General features: G+C 67.4%; 19 protein-coding genes. 9 read left to right on the top strand and 10 right to left on the bottom strand.

The window, feature by feature from the left end; all coding sequences use genetic code 11:
- The first annotated feature begins 133 nt into the window (after window positions 1-133).
- Window positions 134-1,411, top strand: coding sequence for an HNH endonuclease (locus tag DTA22_RS29970; RefSeq protein ID WP_409372735.1), 1,278 nt, complete (start codon window positions 134-136; stop codon window positions 1,409-1,411).
- Here the strand turns inward: DTA22_RS29970 and DTA22_RS29965 are convergent.
- On the bottom strand, window positions 1,406-1,819 hold the full coding sequence (locus DTA22_RS29965) for a PPOX class F420-dependent oxidoreductase (RefSeq protein WP_112301836.1): 414 nt from the start codon (window positions 1,817-1,819) through the stop codon (window positions 1,406-1,408). The genes DTA22_RS29970 and DTA22_RS29965 overlap by 6 nt on opposite strands.
- Window positions 1,816-2,991 (bottom strand): hypothetical protein, encoded by a 1,176-nt coding sequence (locus tag DTA22_RS29960; protein WP_112301917.1) that lies wholly within the window; start codon window positions 2,989-2,991, stop codon window positions 1,816-1,818. The genes DTA22_RS29965 and DTA22_RS29960 overlap by 4 nt, the downstream gene beginning before the upstream one ends.
- Window positions 2,992-3,087: 96 nt before the next feature.
- Between DTA22_RS29960 and DTA22_RS36375 the strand changes: the two genes are divergently transcribed.
- Window positions 3,088-3,714 (top strand): hypothetical protein, encoded by a 627-nt coding sequence (locus DTA22_RS36375; RefSeq protein WP_174233886.1) that lies wholly within the window; start codon window positions 3,088-3,090, stop codon window positions 3,712-3,714.
- 6 nt (window positions 3,715-3,720) lie between these two features.
- On the opposite strand, the gene DTA22_RS29945 is transcribed toward DTA22_RS36375, so the two are convergent.
- Both DTA22_RS29945 and DTA22_RS29940 read right to left on the bottom strand, forming a co-directional pair.
- Window positions 3,721-4,956 carry a type II toxin-antitoxin system HipA family toxin gene (locus DTA22_RS29945; protein ID WP_037238591.1) on the bottom strand — a complete coding sequence of 412 codons (1,236 nt, stop codon included), beginning with the start codon at window positions 4,954-4,956 and terminating at the stop codon, window positions 3,721-3,723.
- Window positions 4,956-5,204 carry a helix-turn-helix transcriptional regulator gene (locus DTA22_RS29940; protein ID WP_037238588.1) on the bottom strand — a complete coding sequence of 83 codons (249 nt, stop codon included), beginning with the start codon at window positions 5,202-5,204 and terminating at the stop codon, window positions 4,956-4,958. Before DTA22_RS29940 ends, DTA22_RS29945 begins: the two co-directional genes overlap by 1 nt.
- A 200-nt stretch (window positions 5,205-5,404) precedes the next feature.
- Here DTA22_RS29940 and DTA22_RS29935 point away from each other — a divergent pair, with 200 nt between their 5' ends.
- Window positions 5,405-6,175 carry a deoxyribonuclease IV gene (locus DTA22_RS29935; RefSeq protein WP_037238585.1) on the top strand — a complete coding sequence of 257 codons (771 nt, stop codon included), beginning with the start codon at window positions 5,405-5,407 and terminating at the stop codon, window positions 6,173-6,175.
- Here DTA22_RS29935 and DTA22_RS29930 read toward each other — a convergent pair.
- Window positions 6,172-7,635 carry a SulP family inorganic anion transporter gene (locus tag DTA22_RS29930; RefSeq protein ID WP_005252262.1) on the bottom strand — a complete coding sequence of 488 codons (1,464 nt, stop codon included), beginning with the start codon at window positions 7,633-7,635 and terminating at the stop codon, window positions 6,172-6,174. The two genes, DTA22_RS29935 and DTA22_RS29930, sit on opposite strands and share 4 nt — an antisense overlap.
- 98 nt (window positions 7,636-7,733) lie before the next feature.
- On the opposite strand from DTA22_RS29930, the gene DTA22_RS29925 reads away from it, so the two are divergent.
- The 3 genes from DTA22_RS29925 to DTA22_RS29915 are packed head-to-tail and all read left to right on the top strand — an operon-like array spanning window position 7,734 to window position 9,959.
- Window positions 7,734-8,522, top strand: coding sequence for an amino acid ABC transporter substrate-binding protein (locus DTA22_RS29925; RefSeq protein ID WP_011594807.1), 789 nt, complete (start codon window positions 7,734-7,736; stop codon window positions 8,520-8,522).
- A 10-nt stretch (window positions 8,523-8,532) separates the two neighbouring features.
- On the top strand, window positions 8,533-9,201 hold the full coding sequence (locus DTA22_RS29920; protein WP_037238579.1) for an amino acid ABC transporter permease: 669 nt from the start codon (window positions 8,533-8,535) through the stop codon (window positions 9,199-9,201).
- Window positions 9,198-9,959 carry an amino acid ABC transporter ATP-binding protein gene (locus DTA22_RS29915; protein ID WP_112301835.1) on the top strand — a complete coding sequence of 254 codons (762 nt, stop codon included), beginning with the start codon at window positions 9,198-9,200 and terminating at the stop codon, window positions 9,957-9,959. The genes DTA22_RS29920 and DTA22_RS29915 overlap by 4 nt, the downstream gene beginning before the upstream one ends.
- A gap of 4 nt (window positions 9,960-9,963) precedes the next feature.
- Here the strand turns inward: DTA22_RS29915 and DTA22_RS29910 are convergent, their stop codons facing one another.
- The gene (locus DTA22_RS29910) at window positions 9,964-10,458 is read right to left on the bottom strand and encodes a GNAT family N-acetyltransferase (protein WP_037238573.1); all 495 of its coding nucleotides are present in this window, start codon (window positions 10,456-10,458) and stop codon (window positions 9,964-9,966) included.
- A gap of 119 nt (window positions 10,459-10,577) precedes the next feature.
- On the opposite strand from DTA22_RS29910, the gene DTA22_RS29905 reads away from it, so the two are divergent.
- Entirely contained in the window at window positions 10,578-11,825 is a 1,248-nt protein-coding gene (locus DTA22_RS29905; protein ID WP_037238571.1) for a lipase family protein, read from the top strand.
- Between the two features lie 3 nt (window positions 11,826-11,828).
- On the opposite strand, the gene DTA22_RS29900 is transcribed toward DTA22_RS29905, so the two are convergent.
- From DTA22_RS29900 to DTA22_RS29890, 3 genes are read right to left on the bottom strand one after another with little or no spacing between them, the layout of a single operon-like run.
- Window positions 11,829-12,680, bottom strand: coding sequence for a patatin-like phospholipase family protein (locus DTA22_RS29900; protein WP_112301834.1), 852 nt, complete (start codon window positions 12,678-12,680; stop codon window positions 11,829-11,831).
- A gap of 17 nt (window positions 12,681-12,697) precedes the next feature.
- Window positions 12,698-14,497: an AMP-dependent synthetase/ligase gene (locus tag DTA22_RS29895; protein WP_112301833.1), complete on the bottom strand. Its 1,800-nt coding sequence runs from the start codon at window positions 14,495-14,497 to the stop codon at window positions 12,698-12,700.
- A complete protein-coding gene (locus tag DTA22_RS29890) occupies window positions 14,490-15,014 on the bottom strand; it encodes a MarR family winged helix-turn-helix transcriptional regulator (protein WP_112301832.1) in 525 nt (174 codons plus the stop codon). The genes DTA22_RS29895 and DTA22_RS29890 overlap by 8 nt, the downstream gene beginning before the upstream one ends.
- Window positions 15,015-15,204: 190 nt before the next feature.
- On the opposite strand from DTA22_RS29890, the gene DTA22_RS29885 reads away from it, so the two are divergent.
- Window positions 15,205-15,708, top strand: a complete 504-nt coding sequence (locus DTA22_RS29885; RefSeq protein WP_112301831.1) for a GNAT family N-acetyltransferase — start codon at window positions 15,205-15,207, stop codon at window positions 15,706-15,708.
- 67 nt (window positions 15,709-15,775) lie between these two features.
- Window positions 15,776-16,204 (top strand): antibiotic biosynthesis monooxygenase, encoded by a 429-nt coding sequence (locus DTA22_RS29880; RefSeq protein ID WP_005252244.1) that lies wholly within the window; start codon window positions 15,776-15,778, stop codon window positions 16,202-16,204.
- On the opposite strand, the gene DTA22_RS29875 is transcribed toward DTA22_RS29880, so the two are convergent.
- Window positions 16,150-16,665 (bottom strand): SRPBCC family protein, encoded by a 516-nt coding sequence (locus DTA22_RS29875; protein WP_037238558.1) that lies wholly within the window; start codon window positions 16,663-16,665, stop codon window positions 16,150-16,152. The two genes, DTA22_RS29880 and DTA22_RS29875, sit on opposite strands and share 55 nt — an antisense overlap.
- Between the last annotated feature and the right edge of the window lie 122 nt (window positions 16,666-16,787).

The raw sequence follows: 16,787 nt of genomic DNA, 5'->3' as shown, positions 1-16,787 counted from the left end.
CACATCTTTCTCGACGAGAGTTCCCACGCCCACCGTAGACCGAATCCCCCGAGTATTGCCTTGGTCGAACATGATTGATATGGTCGAACATGCATTCGAATAACCTTGGGGGAGGTTGGTTGTGGGGGAAGTGATGGCGGTGGATCTGGACGAGTTGCGTGCATTCACGGCGCGGCTGCGATGCGTCGAGGCGGGTGGGGACGCGGGGTTGGGGATCGAGTGGCTCGATGCGATCGAGTCGTTGAAGTCGGTCGGGTGTGCGGTACAGGCGGTGATCACCGACGGTGTCGCCACGTGCATTCGTGCGGACCGCAGGGCTCGAGGGTTGCCGCGGGCGGACTGGGACCGCGGGATTGCGTCGCAGATTGCATTGGCGCGCAGGGAATCCCCGAACCGCGGCGGTCGGCATCTCGATTTCGCGCAGGCCCTGGTGCACGATATGCCCCACACCCTGGCCCTGTTGCGGTCGGGCCGGTTGAACGAATGGCGCGCCACCCTGTTGGTGCGGGAAACGGCGTGCCTGTCGGCGCAGGATCGGGGAAACGTGGACCGCCGGTTGTGTTCGGACCCGGCCACTCTCGACGGCGTCGGCGACCGCGGTCTGATCGCGCAGGCGAAAGCGTTGGCGGTCGAACTCGACGCCGCGGCCGTGATGCGCCGGCATCGGAAGGCGGTGTCCGAGCGTCGGGTCACGACCCGTCCGGCGCAGGATTCGATGGCGTATCTCAGCGTGCTGATGCCGGTCGAGCAGGCGGTGTGCCTGCAGGCCACGCTCGGCCGGGATGCGGACAGCCTGATCGCCACCGGGAACAGTGGAGGTCGCACCCGCAGTCAGCTGATGGTGGACCTGTTGTTCGAGCGCGGCACCGGAGCGTCAGTGGCGTCGGGTGTGCCGGTGGCGGTGAACCTCGTGCTCTCGGACGAGACCTTGCTTGCCGGTGGGCACGAGGCCGCGCAGTTGCAGGGGTTCGGGCCGGTGCCGGCAGGAATCGCCCGGCGACTGTTGGCGGACGCCGTCGATAGTGATATCGAGACGTCGGTGCGGCGGGTGTATTCGTGCCCGCAGTCGGGGGCGTTGACGGCGATGGAATCGCAGTCGCGCACCTTCCCGAAGAGCCTGAGGACGCTGATCGACCTGCGGGACCGGACGTGCCGCACCCCGTGGTGTGATGCGCCGATCCGGCATCACGACCACATTCGCTCACGCCGAGAATCCGGTCCCACGACGGCAGACAACGGGTCCGGGCTGTGCGAGGCCTGCAACTACGCGAAGGAAGGCGACGGATGGACCGCCCGCCCGGTACACAACCCCGGCGGCACCCACCTCATCGACGTGGGCACCCCGACCGGGCACCACTACCGCTCGGCCGCGCCGCCGCTCCCGGACCCGGCGCATCTGCGCGCGTCATGAGGTGGTGGGGGTTACCCTCTCGGTCACCGGGGTGATCCGCAACAGCACACGTGGCTTCTGCCGACGCGCGAGGACGCGTTCGACGAACATGACGATCCGGTATTCCAGTCCGTACGCGTCCCGGATCGTGTCGGCCATCCTTCGGCTGATGGACTCGTCGGTGACGATCTCGGCCACTGCGGCAACCGGGTCGACCCCAGCGTCCACCCTTCCTCGCCGAGAGCACGGGCGAAGTTCGACGCTCCCGTTGTTGCGTAGCCGCTTCACCTTTCCACTTTCCTCCGGAGTGGTGACGATGAGAGCGTCGCCGTCACGCGCGATCCAGACCGGCGTCGACACGGGCTCCCCGGACCGGCGGAACGTGGTGAGGGAGACGAACGATTCGTCTCCCAGCGCGGTGAATGTCACTTGTTCCCACCCGACCAGGATGTGAGTTCGGCGATGTCTCCGTACAGCGCCGACTGGTAGGTGAGCATCAGCTCCTCCACCCCGCCGAACTGATCGCCGACGTGATGGGTGTTCTCCGCCGACAGCTCACGGTCGCCGGAACGTGAGATGAGTTCGTCGATGCGGCTGTCGAGGCTCATCGCCCGGTTGACCGCCAGCACGGACCGCAGTTGCACCTCGGCTCGGGACAGCAGGTCGCCGATTCGTGCGAGTGCGGCGACGCGGTCGACCAGTTGATCCCACACCGGTTTCAGCGCGTTCTGCCGGGCCTCGATCTGTTGACGGGCCGTGTCGGAATGGGTGGCGTGCAGCGCTTCGTCGAGTTCGGTCCGGATTCCGCGCAGCGCCACGGTGTCGACGGCGATCTGTGTCAGTTCTTCGGCGAGGTCGAGTTGGTATCGCTGGATCGCGAAGTGCTCCGAATGCCAGACTGCGGAACCGTCGATCCTGTCGAAGAGCATCCCCGACAGGTAGAGCAGGGTGTCGTACGAGTCGGCGAATCTGTCGTTGTCGAGATCGACGCCCCTGCCGATGGCGTCGGCGACGCGTCGGCCCACCGCGGCCATCGGGGTGTTTTCGGCCGCCTGCCCGAGGCGTTCCGCCGCGGTGCCGCGGGCATAGTTGCCTGCACGTTCGAGCGCGGTGCCGGCGATCGGCGCCGGTGTGCGTTGCAGCGCCCGGAACAGCGCCTCACGCTGGTCGAGGTCGAGATGGACACCCTCACGCCGATCCCGGCGCATCGCCCGGACACCGTTGCCGTAGTGCGCCGGCGACATCACGACCGCAGACCGAGACGACTGCAGCTTGCGGCCCAGTTCGGTGGCACGGTATTTGAACAGTAGTTGCGCCGGTCCGGAACGGAGGCTGTCGGCGCGGCGCACCACCTGGTGGTACTCGTCCGTCAGCAGACGCAGTGCCCCGAAGCCGCCGATCGACGGGATGGTGCGGCCGGCGCGACGCCGGTGGGTGAGTACCTGCCGGGTGGGCGAATCGAGGTGTCCGGCGGCGATCAGCACGGCAGCGGCGTCCGACAACGGGGCGTGCGTGCCCGTGATCGCGGATCGTTCACACCATTGGCGGACCTGCAGGGAGATGCGTGCACGCCGCTCCTCGTACTGGGTGCTTTCCGACATCGGACCTCCTGGCCGTTCACTGGTCACCACTGTCCCAGAATTTCGTCCGACGCGCCGCGACCGCTCGAGGCGGGGTGCGGTTCTAGGCTCACCCTCATGACCTTCACGGTGCGTGCGGTGCTTCTGTTCGCGACGGCGTTGGTGGTGGCTGGTTGCGGTCGCTCGGTCGACGGATCCCCCGAGACCGGTGCCGTCGCGGGGCCCGCGACCACCCCGGCGGTGACGACCGCACCGAAGACGACCACCACAACGACGCGCACTACAACCACCACGACCACGAGCCCCACCACCACGACGACCACGACCACCCCGGCCCAGGCAAACCCGCAGACGTTTGCGGGCACCGCGGCGGGGAGCTACTACTTCACGACGCCGAGCACCAAGTTCCATTGCGCGATCCTCACCGGCGGCGACGTCCCGACCGCCGGCTGTCACGGGCCGATGCCGGCGTCGGCGCCGAAGGTGCCGGGCGCGGGCGCGTCCGGCACCCCGGTGACGCCCAACGCGATCGAGGTCGCCGGTAGCCGCCCCGGTCAGTTCGCCAGCGCCGGCGACCCCCGGTACTACCCGCTCGATCGATCTGCCGCCCCCGCACTGTCGTACGGCACCGCGTTGGAGGTGAACGACTTGACGTGCCTCGTCGACGAGACGTCCGGGGTCACGTGCCGCAGCGATGCGGGCCACGGATTCACGCTCTCGGACAGCGCGTTTCGGGTGTGGTGAGCCGGCTCAGCCCAGTTCGTCCGAGCGCCGCTCCATCAGCGTGCGCAGCTGGGCATTCTCCTTGGCGGTGAAGCCGATCGTCTCGATCTCCTCGATGCCACGGCGGATGCCCTTGCGGACGCCGTCGAGCATTCTGGTGACCGCGCGTTCGGGGACACCGAGCCGGCCACCGGATTCGACGAAGTGCCTGCGGTTCAGCTTGTTCGCCTTGCCGTAGAAGTCGAGCGCCATCGGGTCGCGCCACCCGAGGTATGGCTGGGTGCACAGCAGGTCGTAGGCGGGTGTGACACTCCACAACCCCGATTCGGCGAGCTGCACCGAGAAGTTCTTGCCGTGCAGGTCACCGTTGCCGATCGCGTACGAGTAGGCCACCAGCCGAAGTAGTTCCAGGGTGGCCACCCGCGCCGAGCCGCCGCCGCGCTCACACACGCCGGCGAGTGCGGTGATCACGTTCTCGGTCTTCAGCCGGTACTTGGCGGCGGGGAACATCCCCATCACCTGGCACGCATCCTCCTGGGGTGTGCGGATGACGCGGCCGGACGAATCGACTCGCCGGTCGAAACGGGCGACGAGCAGACCGGCATTGCCTTTCCCGTCGCGCACCAGCTGGTGGTCGGCGACGGGCAGCCCGCACTGCGCGGCGAGTCCCATGAAGAAATGCTCGTTCTCGACCAGCTGCGGATACCCCTGCGGTGGCGAGAGTTTGAGGATGGCGGGACCCTTCTCGGTCGCGATCGGCGTCGAGTACATCTGAGCCGACACCTTTGCCTGCACCCCGGGCAGCGAGGTGGGGTCCAGCTTCACCGCCTCGTGCCCCGACATGTGCTCGAACAGCGCGCGCAGGTCCTGGCGTTCGACCGCGTCGGGGTCGAACACCGGTGCGGTCTCGGGCGGCGGTACCCCCGCGGGCAGCACGCGCACGTCGCCGATCGTGTCGGCCCCGACCGCCATCAGGATCGTGAGGTGATCGTCCTCGGACGTCTTGGTGGCTGCCACCGCGCCCCGCAGCCGGATTCCTTCGGGAAGGAGACCCGCGAAGAACGGCGGGACGCTGCCCCCGCTCGCGCGCACGTCGGTCGACGATGTGGGAATCGTCCACGCGACTTGCGGGGCGCCGGGGTCCTGCAGGTACGCGGCGTCGTAGCGGAAAACGACGTCACCGCCCTCCCGCACGAGACTGCCCGCGAGGCGCTCACCCTTGTAGACGTCGGCCCGGTCGACGTTGCTGAGGTTCTCGACCATCAGGACGCCACCTCGACACCCGAGCGGGTGACGAGCGCCAGACGGCACCCCATTGCGTCCGCGACGGCGTCGACGAGATCCAGTTGAACGGTCCCCCGACCCGATTCGATCGACTGCACGCTCGACCTCGACACCCCGGCCAGGTCGGCCAGCTCTGCCTGCGTCAGCCCGAGCTGGTGTCGCCGCGCCACGAAACCGTCGGCGATCCCGCCGGTCTCCGTTCGCTCGCGGCGGCGTGGGGTAGCCATGGAAGCCTCCTTGATCGGTGACAATGCTTGTCGACGGATGCTTAACGCCAGTGTGCGCCGATTCTGTCCCGAAGTCCATGCCTATGACTGCCAGTGCAAGCTTAACGTGCGAGAAAGGCAGAAAGGGGATCGTCTCCAGCTTTAAGCCTGCGATGACAAGCACAAGCTGCGTCGACGCACCCACCCCCTACCCTGAGTACATGCGCATAGGAGCACACGTCCGCCAGGACGAAGATCCGATCGGATACGGCGAACGGCTCGGCGCCGACGTCATTCAGATGTTCCTCACGGACCCGCAGAAGTGGGAGAAACCGCCGACGCATCCGCGGACCGACGAGATCCGGAACAGCCCGATCGACGTCGTCGTGCACTCGTCGTACGTGATCAATGTGGCCAGCCTCAACAACAGGCTCCGGATGCCCTCCCGTAACGCCGTCGCGCAGCAGGCCCAGGCCGCCGCCGACATCGGCGCGGTCGGGCTGGTGGTCCACGGCGGGCACGTGCGCGACGGCGAGGACGTGAACGCGGGGATCGTCAACTGGCGCAAACTCTTCGAACGCCAGGCCGACAAGGGTGGATTCCCGGTCCCCATCCTCATCGAGAACACGGCAGGCGGCGACTTCGCGATGGCACGGCACTTCGACGCCATCGACCGGCTGTGGCAGGAGGTCGGCGATTTCGGTGCCGGATTCTGCCTCGACACCTGTCACGCATGGGCGGGCGGTGAGGAGCTGGTGGGTGTCGTCGAACGCATCAAGGCCATCACCGGACGCATCGACCTGGTGCACCTCAACAACTCCCGTGACGAGTTCAACTCGGCCCGCGACCGGCACGCCAACCTCGCCGACGGAACCATCGACCCAGAACTGCTCGCCGAGGTCGTGCGTACCGCCGATGCGCCGGTCGTCCTCGAGACGCCGGCGGAGGGACTCGCCGAGGACCTCGCGTACCTGCGGGAAACCGCAGGTTAGTCGCCCAGGCGGCCGGTCAGCCTGCGGTACCGCTCCTCGCTGACCGGATTCAGGCCCTCCACCGTGACGTCGGTGCCGCGACTCGCGTACTTGGTGGTGATGCCGTCGAGCGCGGCCACGGTGGACGCGTCCCAGATGGTGGCGCCCGACAGATCGATCACGACGCGGCCGGGGTCGTCGGCGTAGTCGAACGAGAACACGAGGTCGTTGGACGAGGCGAAGAAGAGCTGACCGCTCACCCGGTACGTCTTGACGTCGCCGTCGAGTTCGCCGCGCACGTCCACCATGTGGGCCACCCGGCGCGCGAACAGAACCATCGCCACCAGCACGCCGACTCCCACACCGATCGCGAGATTGTCGGTGGCCAGGGTGCCCGCCACAGTGCTGAGCATCACCATCGTCTCGCTCAGCGGCATCCGCCGGAGCGTGCGGACGCTGTGCCAGTCGAAGGTCGTGGCGGCCACCAGCACCATCACGGCGACGAGCGCGGCCATCGGAATGGTCCCCACCACGTCGCCGAGCCCGACCACGAGAATCAGCAGAAACGCACCGGACAGGAACGTCGACAAGCGGGTTCGCGCCCCACCGGTCTTGACGTTGATGATGGTCTGCCCGATCAGTGCGCACCCGCCCATGCCGCCGAAGAGTCCGGTCACGATGTTCGCGACGCCCTGGCCCCACGACTCCCGAGTCTTGTCCGAATGTGTGTCGGTGACGGAGTCCACGAGTTTGGCGCTCATCAAGGATTCGAGCAGTCCGACGACGGCCATCGCCAGCGCGAACGGGGCGATGATCTTCAGGGTGTCGACCGTGAGCGGAACGTCCGGCAGCCCGATCAGAGTCGGCAGTCCGTCGGGCAGTTCACCCTGGTCCCCGACGGTGGGCACCGCGACACCAGCGAGGACGGTGAACGCGGTGAGACCGACGATCACCAGCAGCGGGGCGGGCACCGCCGTGGTCAGCTTCGGGATCCACACGAGCAGCGCCAGACCGGCGGCGAGGAGCGCGTACACCGCCCATGGAACGTTCGTCAGATACGGGAACTGGTGAACGAAGATGAGGATTCCCAACGCGTTGCAGAACCCGACCATCACGCTGCGAGGCAGGAACCGCATGAGCCGCGCCACCCCGAGGACGGCGAGGAGGATCTGCATCGCACCGCCGAGGAAGACGGCAGCAATGAGGTACTGCAATCCGTGTGATGCCATGAGCGGGGCCAGCACCAGCGACACCGAACCGGTGGCCGCGGAGATCATCGCGGGACGGCCACCGGTGAACGCGATGGTCATCGCCATGATCGCGGCGGTGAACAGCCCCACCCGCGGATCGACACCCACGATGATGGAGAACGACAACGCCTCCGGGATGAGCGCCATCGCCACGACGAGCGCGGACAACGACTCGATACGAAACACCGTCGGATGCAGCCACACCGGCCGTCGGAGAGCGAGAGAGGGCACGACGCGACAATCCTTCTTCCTGAGGGGACCCGGAAGATCCTATCCGGGTAGCGTTCGACCAGTACGGTTAGCTGATCCGCCGACAGAGGAGGAACCCCGTGCGACGCACACTTCCGGCCGTCCTGATCACCGTCCTGACCGCGCTGTCGCTGGCGGGGTGTGGGAACTCCGACTCGGGGCCGGTCATCGACCAGGTTCGCGAGGCCGGGGTCCTGAAGGTCGGCACCGAGGGCACGTACACACCGTTCAGCTACCAGGGTCCCGACGGTCAGCTCACCGGGTACGACGTGGATGTCATCCGCGCGGTCGGTGACAAGCTCGGTGTCTCCGTCGAGTTCACGCAGACACCGTGGGACTCGATCTTCGCGGGCCTCGAAGCGAAACGCTACGACCTCGTCGCCAACCAGGTGACCGTCAACGACGAACGCACCCAGAAGTACGACCTGTCGACGCCGTACACCTACTCCGAGGGTGTGATCGTCACCCGCGCCGACGACAACTCGATCACCTCGCTCGCCGACCTGAACGGCAAGACGACGGCGCAGTCGGCGACCAGTAACTGGGCGCAGGTCGCCAGGGACGCGGGTGCGAACGTCGAATCCGTCGAGGGCTTCGTGCAGGCCATCACGCTGCTCAAGGACGGCCGCGTCGATGCCACCGTCAACGACAATCTGGCCGTCGCCGAATACCAGAAGCAGACGAGCGACACCGGTGTGAAGGTAGCCGCCGAGACCGGTGACACGAGCGAGCAGGCGTTCGCCGCCCGCAAGGACAGCGGTCTGATGCCCGACATCGACAAGGCCCTGGACGAACTGCGCGCCGACGGAACCCTCGCCCAGATCTCGCAGAAGTACTTCGGCACCGACGTCTCGGCACCGACCAACTGAGAGCCTGCCTGTGGACGACGCAACAGTCCAGCTGATTCTGGACAACCTGTGGCCGATGCTGAAGGCCACGGTCACCATGACGATTCCGTTGACGATCATCAGCTTCAGCATCGGGCTCGTCATCGCGTTGCTGGTGGCGCTCGCCCGGATCTCGTCGATCAGACCGCTGTCGGTGATCGCCCGGTTCTACGTCTCCATCATCCGCGGCACGCCGCTCCTGGTGCAGTTGTTCATCGTGTTCTACGCGCTGCCCCAGTTCGGCGTGGTTCTCGACCCCTTCCCGGCGGCCGTGATCGCGTTCAGCCTCAATGTCGGCGGGTACGCCGCCGAGGTGATCCGGTCGGCGATCCTGTCGATCCCCAAGGGGCAGTGGGAAGCAGCGCAGACCATCGGGATGGGGTACACCACCACATTGCAGCGGATCGTCCTGCCGCAGGCCGCACGGGTCGCGGTGCCGCCGCTGTCGAACACACTGATCTCGCTGGTGAAGGACACCTCGCTGGCATCGACGATCCTGGTGACCGAACTGCTGCGCGTCGCCCAGCTCGCCGCCGCACCGACGTTCGACTTCTTCGCGCTCTACAGCGTCGCCGCGCTGTACTACTGGGTGATCTGCATCTTCCTGTCGGCCGTCCAGGGCCGGCTCGAAGCCCGACTCGACAGGTATGTGGCCAAATGACCGACACCCCTCCCCTGCTTCAGGTATCCGGCGTCGAGAAGTCGTTCGGCGACCATCACGTCCTGCGCGACATCAGCTTCGACGTCGGGGCAGGTACGGTGACCGTCATCATCGGGCCGTCGGGCTCCGGCAAGACGACGGTGTTGCGCACCCTCAACGCCCTCGACGTGGCGGACCGCGGGACGATCTCCATCGGTGACGTGTCCGTGGACTTCGGCGCCAAGGTGGACCGGTCGACGCTGGCCACGTTCCGCGGGCAGAGCGGCATGGTGTTTCAGGCCCACAACCTGTTTCCGCACAAGACGGTGATCCAGAACGTCACCGAGGGCCCGATCGTGGTGCAGAAACGCCCCAAGGCAGAGGCGCACGCGGACGCGATGCGGTTGCTCACCCAGGTCGGCCTGGCGGAGAAGGCCGACCAGTACCCGTACCAACTGTCGGGCGGTCAGCAGCAGAGGGTCGGTATCGCCCGGGCGCTCGCCCTGAAGCCGAAACTGATGTTGTTCGACGAGCCCACGTCCGCACTCGACCCCGAACTGGTCGGCGAGGTGTTGCGGGTGATCCGGGATCTCGCGACCGAGGGCTGGACGATGGTGATCGTCACCCATGAGATCCGGTTCGCGCAGCAGGTGGCGGACCAGGTGCTGTTCGTCGACAACGGTGTCGTTCTCGAGCGCGGCACACCGAAAGACGTGCTCGCCAATCCGACCGGGCCGAGGCTGCGCCAGTTCCTGCACCGCATCCTCGACCCGCTGTGAACGGTCAGTGCAGGGATTTCTCCATGAGCACGACGCTCGGCCATTCCACCTCGAAGTCCCTGCGACCCACCAGGAAGAAACCCTGCTCCTCGTAGTAGTCACGGAGCCGGGCGTTGGTTTCGACGCACTCGAGCCGGACGACGGACGCGTCCTCGGAGCGGGCGTGCTCGTCGACCCACCGGAGCAATTGGGCGCCGAGTCCCGCGCTGGCGTGCCGGCGATCGGTCATGACCCGGGCCACGTAGGCGGCCGGGATGTCGTCCTCGATCCACACGTCCGGATCGGATCGCAGCACCCGCAGCGCCCCCACCACGATCCCCGCGAACAACGCGACACGCCATTCCCCGAACTCGATCTGTTCACGAACGTCGGCGAGCGACACCTCACCCCGGGCGGGTGCGTCGAGTTCCCTGGCCAGGATCCAATCCTCAGCGTCCCAGTGCATCTGAACGATGTCTTCAGCCTGCTCGAGTACTGCCCGCTCCACGGTGACCGCCATGCACACACAGTAACCACCCCGCGGCGAAAACAAACCACCGCTGTACCCGTGTCGATCTGCGATGATGTGACTGGAGTTACAGTTACATTCTGGGACAGTTACCTCAGGCGGTGGTAGCGATGAAGCTGTTTCGTGCAGTGGTCCTGATGACACTCTCCACCTGCGCAGCCGCGTTGGTCTGCGCCCACCCTCCACGTGCCTCCGCCCAGCCCCTGGGGACCGAATCCATTCTCCCGTCCCCCATTCTGGACGACGACTTCTTCGCGTGGCCACCGAACGTCGCGGAGTTCGGTGCCGGCGAGATCATCCGCTCACGGCAGGTGACGCTCCGTGCATTCCCGAATACGCTGGTGCCGCACCGGGCCCACCAGATCATGGTGCGTTCCAACGACTCCAAGGACCGTCCCGTGCCGGTGACCGCGACGGTCCTGGTGCCGACCGCGGCGTGGACGGCACCGGGACCGCGACCGGTGGTCGACTACAACATGCCCATCGACTCCCTCGGCGCCCGGTGCACCCCGTCCTACAAGATGGTGCACGACTGGCAGACCCTCGACCTGGACATCCCACCGGTGCTGTCGCTGTTCCTCGCGAAGAACTACGCGGTGCTCGTGCCCGACCACCAGGGACCGCGGATGGCGTACAGCGCGGGACGAATGGCCGGACATGCCGTGCTCGACAGCATCCGCGGCATGAAGCGTCTACCCGGTCTCGGGCTCTCGGACAGTCCGGTCGTCGCGACGGGATACAGCGGTGGTGCGATCGCCACCGGCTGGGCAGCGCAACTGCAACCGTCGTACGCGCCGGACGTCGAGCTCGCCGGCGCCGCTGCAGGCGGGATACCCGCCGATTTCGGTTTGCTGCGCAGGACGATGAACGGCCAGCTCGGTTCGGGTCTGTACCTGTCCGCCGTCCTCGGGCTCGCCCGCGAGTACCCGGAAATGCTGACACTGGCGAATCCGCTCGGTGTGCTGCTGGCGACGTCCCCGTTGAAGGACCAGTGCATCCTGGCGCTCGCACCGGCGGGGATCGCCTCGCTGCCCGCCGAACTGTTCGCGGCCGTGCCCGATCCGTTCGGCAGTCCCACGGCCCGAACGGTGGTCGCAGAGAACAGGATGGGCGCGCTCACCCCGGCCACACCGGTGCTGCTGTATCACGGGTCGTCGCGAGTGTTCCTCGGCGACGAGTGGATTCCGGAGGACGGGGTGATCGCGCTGCAGCAGGAGTGGTGCCGCGGCGGCGGCGACGTCACCTACGCCCCACAGTTCGGCGAGCACCTCACCGCGGCCGTGTTCGCGCTACCCGAGGTGGTGCGCTGGATCGACGAGCGACTTGCCGGGGTGCCTGCGGCCGCGGGGTGCCGCTGACGGTTATCCGTGCACGTGCGGCAGCAGCAGATCGGCCTGACCGACCTCGACGACCCGCGCCTCGTCGAGCCACTTCGCGGTCTGCTCCCGAGCCCGCGTGATCAGCTCGTCGGCGTCGCCGAAGTCGGCGGGACTCGTGTCCAGCGGGCACAGCGGGGGCACCACCCGGATGTCGGCGGCGCTCTCGTACCGCTCGATGTCGAGGGCGAGCCGCTGATTGATCGCGAGGGTCACACCGAGCAACCCCATGCCCAGGGCACTTCCGGGGACCTTCGACAGGGTGCAGGCATATCCGGTGGGGAGCACCCACACGGTTGTGGCCCCCAGCTCGATCGCATGGGAGATGGGGGTGTTGTTGACGACCCCACCGTCCATCAGCGCCCGGCCGTCGATCACCACGGGTGGGAGGATGCCGGGCAGCGCCGCGCTGGCGGTGACGGCGTCGACGGCCGGCCCCGTCGACAGCCGGACGTCCTTGCCGGTCAGGACGTCGGCGGCGATGACGTGCAGCGGGATGGGCGCGTCCTCCATCCGTTCGAACCGGAGATTCTGCTCCAGCAGCCTCCGGATGGCGCGGTTGGACACCAGATGGTTCCGGAGGCCGACGAAACCGGTGAATCCGGTGAGCAATCCGGTGGGGAACACCGCACTGCGGGTGAGACCGCGCCACAGATCTGCGAGTTCACGCAGGTCCGAGTCGGAGGAGCCGCCGGCGAGCCAGGCGCCGTTGAGCGCGCCGACGGACGTGCCGACGATGAGGTCCGGCCGAATTCCCCTGCCGATCAGGGTCTGCAACATGCCGACCTCGATGGCACCGAGGCTCGCCCCACCCGACAGAACGAAAGCTGTTGTCATGCCGCCACCGTAACGGGTCAGCCCCGCCGGTACAGGCTCGCGATGTCGTCGGCGAAGCGCTCGGTCACCACGGGACGCTTGATCTTCAGCGTGGCGGTCAGCTCCCCGTCGGCCTCCGTGAGGTCGCGGCCGAGGACGACGAACCGTTTGATCGACTCCGTGTGCGAGACGGTGGTGTTCGCGTCGTCCACCGCGTCCTGCAGATCCCCGCGCAGCTCCTCGTCGTCGCGCAGGTCCGCCACGGTGGCGTCGGACGGCTTGCCGTGCGCGGACTTCCACTTGTCGAACTCCTGAGGATCGACGGTCAGCAGGGCACCGATGAACGGGCGGCCGTCCCCCACCACCACGGCCTGCGAGACGAGGGTGTGCGAGCGCAGCCGGTCCTCGAGGGGGCCCGGCGACACATTCTTGCCGCCTGCGGTGACCAGCAGATCCTTCTTGCGGCCGGTGATGGTCAGGTAACCCTCGTCGTCCAGGTCGCCGAGATCGCCGGTGCGGAACCAGCCGTCGTCGAGCACTTCCCGGGTGGCGTGTTCGTTGCGCCAGTAACCGCCGAATACGACGCCGCCGCGCAGTTCGATCTCACCGTCTTCGGCGATGCGCACACTGTTACCACCCAGGGGCCGACCGACCGTCCCGATCTTCTGCGCACCGGGGACGTTGACACAGTGCGCGGCAGTCGATTCGGTGAGGCCGTAGCCCTCGTAGACCGGAACTCCCATGCCCCGGAAGAAGTGACCGAGGCTCGGCATCAGGGCTCCGCCACCCGAGATCGCCCACCAGCAGTCGCCACCCAGGGCGGCACGGAGTTTCGCGTAGACGAGCTTGTCGGCGAGGGCACGCTCGAGCCGGAGCCGCAGCGACGGGCCACCCGTGTCCTGGGCCTCGCTGTACGCCACCGCCGTGGCCTCGGCGAAGTCGAAGATCCGCTTCTGCAGCCCGCCCGCCGACGCCGCCTTGCGCGCCGCACCGTCCCGCACCTTCTCGAACACGCGGGGAACGCCGAGAATGGTGTTGGGCCGGAAACGTTCGAATTCCCCGGTGACCGTGCCGAAGTCGGACCAGTGCGCCTGGGTCGCGCCGGCCTCGAACATCGCCAGCGACACCGCACGCGCCAGCACGTGTGCCAGCGGAAGGAACGTCAGGACGCGGTTGCCCGGCCGGGCGACGTCGCCGATCGGTGCCGCGAGCAACGCCCGCACCTCCGACAGGAAGTTCCGGTGGGTGAGGATGCAGCCCTTGGGGCGACCGGTGGTCCCGGACGTGTACACGAGCGAGGCGAGATCGTTGGCGGTCAGCGCCACCACCCGTTTGAACACCTCGGAATCGTCGATCGACAACCCGTCCTTGATGAGCGTGCCCACCGCGTCCTCGTCGATGGTGAGGATGCGCTTCAGCGTGTAGGGGATGCCGTCGCCCTCGAAACTCGACGCGTGGGCGGGAGTCTCCACGAGCGCCGCGACGGCCCCCGAATCCTCGATGATCCACCGGATCTGGTCGTGCGAGGACGAGTCGTAGATCGGAACGGACGCGGCGCCCGCCGCCCAGATCGCGTAGTCGAGCAGCGACCACTCGAATCTCGTCGACGACAGCAGTGCCACGCGGTCGCCGGGCCGGACACCGTTGGCGATCAACCCCTTCGCGACCCCGATGACGAGCGCGCCGAAGTCCTTGGCCGTCACGTCGACCCACCCGCCGGCCTCCGGACGCGTGTACATCACCCGATCCGGGTGGCTCTCGGCGTGCGCGAATACCCTCAGCACGGCGTTCTCGTGGTCGGAGACGGTGAACGTCGGGCCGCTGGTGTACTCACGCACGGGTGTCGTCTCCGATGCTGTCGTGGTCGGTGTCGCCGCCCTGGCGGAACTTCCGGAGGTGCCGGGCGAACGCGGCGATTTCGCTGTCCGACCACGAGGCCACCCGGTCGCGGACTTCCTCCACCCGGCGTGCGTCGGCGCCGGCCAGCACCGCGACGCCGCCGTCGGTGAGGCTCAACGGGTGTCCGCTGCGGAGCGGTCCCGGCTCGGCGTGCACCCAACCCTCGTCGATGCAGCCCCGGAGTTGACGCGACACCGTGGAGCGGTGCACACCGAATGCGTCCGAGATCTGGGTGGCCCGGCATCCCGGATTGCGGGCGACGAAGGAGAGCAGCGAATGTTGAGCGAACGTCGGGGATCCGACGGGAGGGCGGTCTCCGGCGACCAGTTGACGGACGAGGCGGACGAGTTCGTCATGGACGGCCACCACGCCCGATGCGGGCGTTTCCTCCGGCTCGACCTCGTTGTGTTGCACACCGCAACTGTATCCGACCACTCTGGCCTCGACCACCCGCACCCCGATTCCCGTTGTCCTTTGCTCGACTCACGTTCTGCCCATATTGCTATTGATGCCTCGGAAATTCAGTCGGCGGGAAATGTCACACGGTCACAATTGGAGAACGCTTTCAGCGCACCGCTACCGGCCGGACAACGGGCGCCGTCAGAAATCCGTTGCGACCGCGTGCCCGTCGATGCACTCTGTGCGCATGCTGATCAGACGCGAGAATCCGGGCGACATCGATGCGGTGGCGGAAGTGCACCGGCAGGCCTTCGACGGCGACGCTCCCCTCGAGGTCGGCCTCGTGGCCCGGTTGCGGTCGAGCGACGCGTGGATTCCACGACTGTCCCTCGTCGCCGAACTGGCGGGGTCGGTCGCCGGCCACGTGTGCCTGACCCGCGCGACCGTCGACTCCACGGACGTACTCGCGCTCGGTCCGATCGGTGTACTCCCCGGCCTCCAGCGAGACGGGGTGGGTTCGGCACTGATGCACGCCGCGCTCGGCGGTGCCGACGCCAGGGACGAACCCCTGGTGGCACTGCTCGGTCACCTCGACTACTACCCGCGGTTCGGCTTCGTCTCGGGAACGTCGGTCGGGATCGAACCGGACCAGCCCTCGTGGTCGTCCCACTTCCAGGTCCGCCGGCTCGCACGCTGGGATCCGAGCATCACCGGCACGTTCAGGTACGCCGCGCCCTTCTACGACCTGTGACGTCGTATCCGCTGGTAGTTTGAGGTGGCACGTGTCACGGGGGTGAGCAGAACCGAGGTAGGAAACGATGGAGCACGCGGCCGAGGGCGCCGGAACAGCCGGGCCCGTGGATGCGTCCGTCACGACGACCATCGTCCGCCGGGTCCTCCCCGGCTGCGACGAGGAGTTCGCGGACTGGATCCAGACTGGACTCGGGCTCGCCCGGCTGTTCCCCGGATTCCTCGGCGGAGGATGGCTCAAGGAGAGCAGCACCTCCGATGTCTGCGTGATCGTGCTGAAGTTCGAAACCCAAGCCGCGCTGGACAACTGGTTGACGTCTTCGCTGCGCAACGGATGGCTGAGGACCGGCGGGAACATCGCGGTCGAGGAGCCGGACGAGCCGGCGTCGGACGTGGAGAGCCTGTTCGAACGCCCTCGCCGCCGGACCGCCGCCGGCCACGGTCAGGCGGACTCCCCGGGGATCTGCGCACCGGACGGCATCCCCTCCCCCAAATAGGTCTGATAGAACGGGCGCCAATCCGCCGACGCATCTCCACGGTGACCGGGCGCGTCGGAGCCGTCGAGGTGCCGGTCGAGGTCGGCGAGGCAGACACTCCACCCGGCGGCGTTCCTGGCCGCCGTGTTGCGGACCTCGAGGACGTTCACGAGCGTCAGGGCGCACCCTTCCGCGGTCGGTTCGACCTCGAAGTGGATCTCGTCCCCGCCCCACGTGAACGCGAGCGTGTACGGGGCGCCGTAGACGAGGACCGTCCCCGTCTCGGGGTCGCTGTGCGGTTCGGGGAAGAACTCGATGTCACCACCGGCGTAGGTGTCGATGCGGACCCGCGACGGAAACCAGTGCGCGAGCTCGGCCGGCTCGGACACCGCCTCCCACAGCCTCTGGACGGAGAACGGGTACGTGCACCGGAACCGCACGGCGGGACGACCCTTGAACTCGAAATACCTTCCGTGGATCACCGGCCCACTCCCTCGCTGTCGTACCTGACGACAGCTTGACACGGGAGGCCGACGTCCACACCGAAGTTGGCCGACAATTCCGCGCACCCTCCTCCCTTCCTGTCGGACAACTCCCCTACGGT

The sequence above is a fragment of the Rhodococcus wratislaviensis genome, from assembly GCF_900455735.1.
Taxonomy (GTDB): domain Bacteria; phylum Actinomycetota; class Actinomycetes; order Mycobacteriales; family Mycobacteriaceae; genus Rhodococcus_F; species Rhodococcus_F wratislaviensis.
Note: the sequence above shows the minus strand (reverse complement) of the source record. Positions and strands in the feature narration are given on the sequence as shown.

Coding starts and splice junctions, on each gene's coding strand:
- DTA22_RS29970 (WP_409372735.1), top strand. CDS start 134: ATGGCGGTGGATCTGGACGAGTTGCGTGCATTCACGGCGCGGCTGCGA.
- DTA22_RS29960 (WP_112301917.1), bottom strand. CDS start 2,991: ATGTCGGAAAGCACCCAGTACGAGGAGCGGCGTGCACGCATCTCCCTG.
- DTA22_RS36375 (WP_174233886.1), top strand. CDS start 3,088: ATGACCTTCACGGTGCGTGCGGTGCTTCTGTTCGCGACGGCGTTGGTG.
- DTA22_RS29945 (WP_037238591.1), bottom strand. CDS start 4,956: ATGGTCGAGAACCTCAGCAACGTCGACCGGGCCGACGTCTACAAGGGT.
- DTA22_RS29940 (WP_037238588.1), bottom strand. CDS start 5,204: ATGGCTACCCCACGCCGCCGCGAGCGAACGGAGACCGGCGGGATCGCC.
- DTA22_RS29935 (WP_037238585.1), top strand. CDS start 5,405: ATGCGCATAGGAGCACACGTCCGCCAGGACGAAGATCCGATCGGATAC.
- DTA22_RS29915 (WP_112301835.1), top strand. CDS start 9,198: ATGACCGACACCCCTCCCCTGCTTCAGGTATCCGGCGTCGAGAAGTCG.
- DTA22_RS29910 (WP_037238573.1), bottom strand. CDS start 10,458: ATGGCGGTCACCGTGGAGCGGGCAGTACTCGAGCAGGCTGAAGACATC.
- DTA22_RS29905 (WP_037238571.1), top strand. CDS start 10,578: ATGAAGCTGTTTCGTGCAGTGGTCCTGATGACACTCTCCACCTGCGCA.
- DTA22_RS29900 (WP_112301834.1), bottom strand. CDS start 12,680: ATGACAACAGCTTTCGTTCTGTCGGGTGGGGCGAGCCTCGGTGCCATC.
- DTA22_RS29885 (WP_112301831.1), top strand. CDS start 15,205: ATGCTGATCAGACGCGAGAATCCGGGCGACATCGATGCGGTGGCGGAA.
- DTA22_RS29880 (WP_005252244.1), top strand. CDS start 15,776: ATGGAGCACGCGGCCGAGGGCGCCGGAACAGCCGGGCCCGTGGATGCG.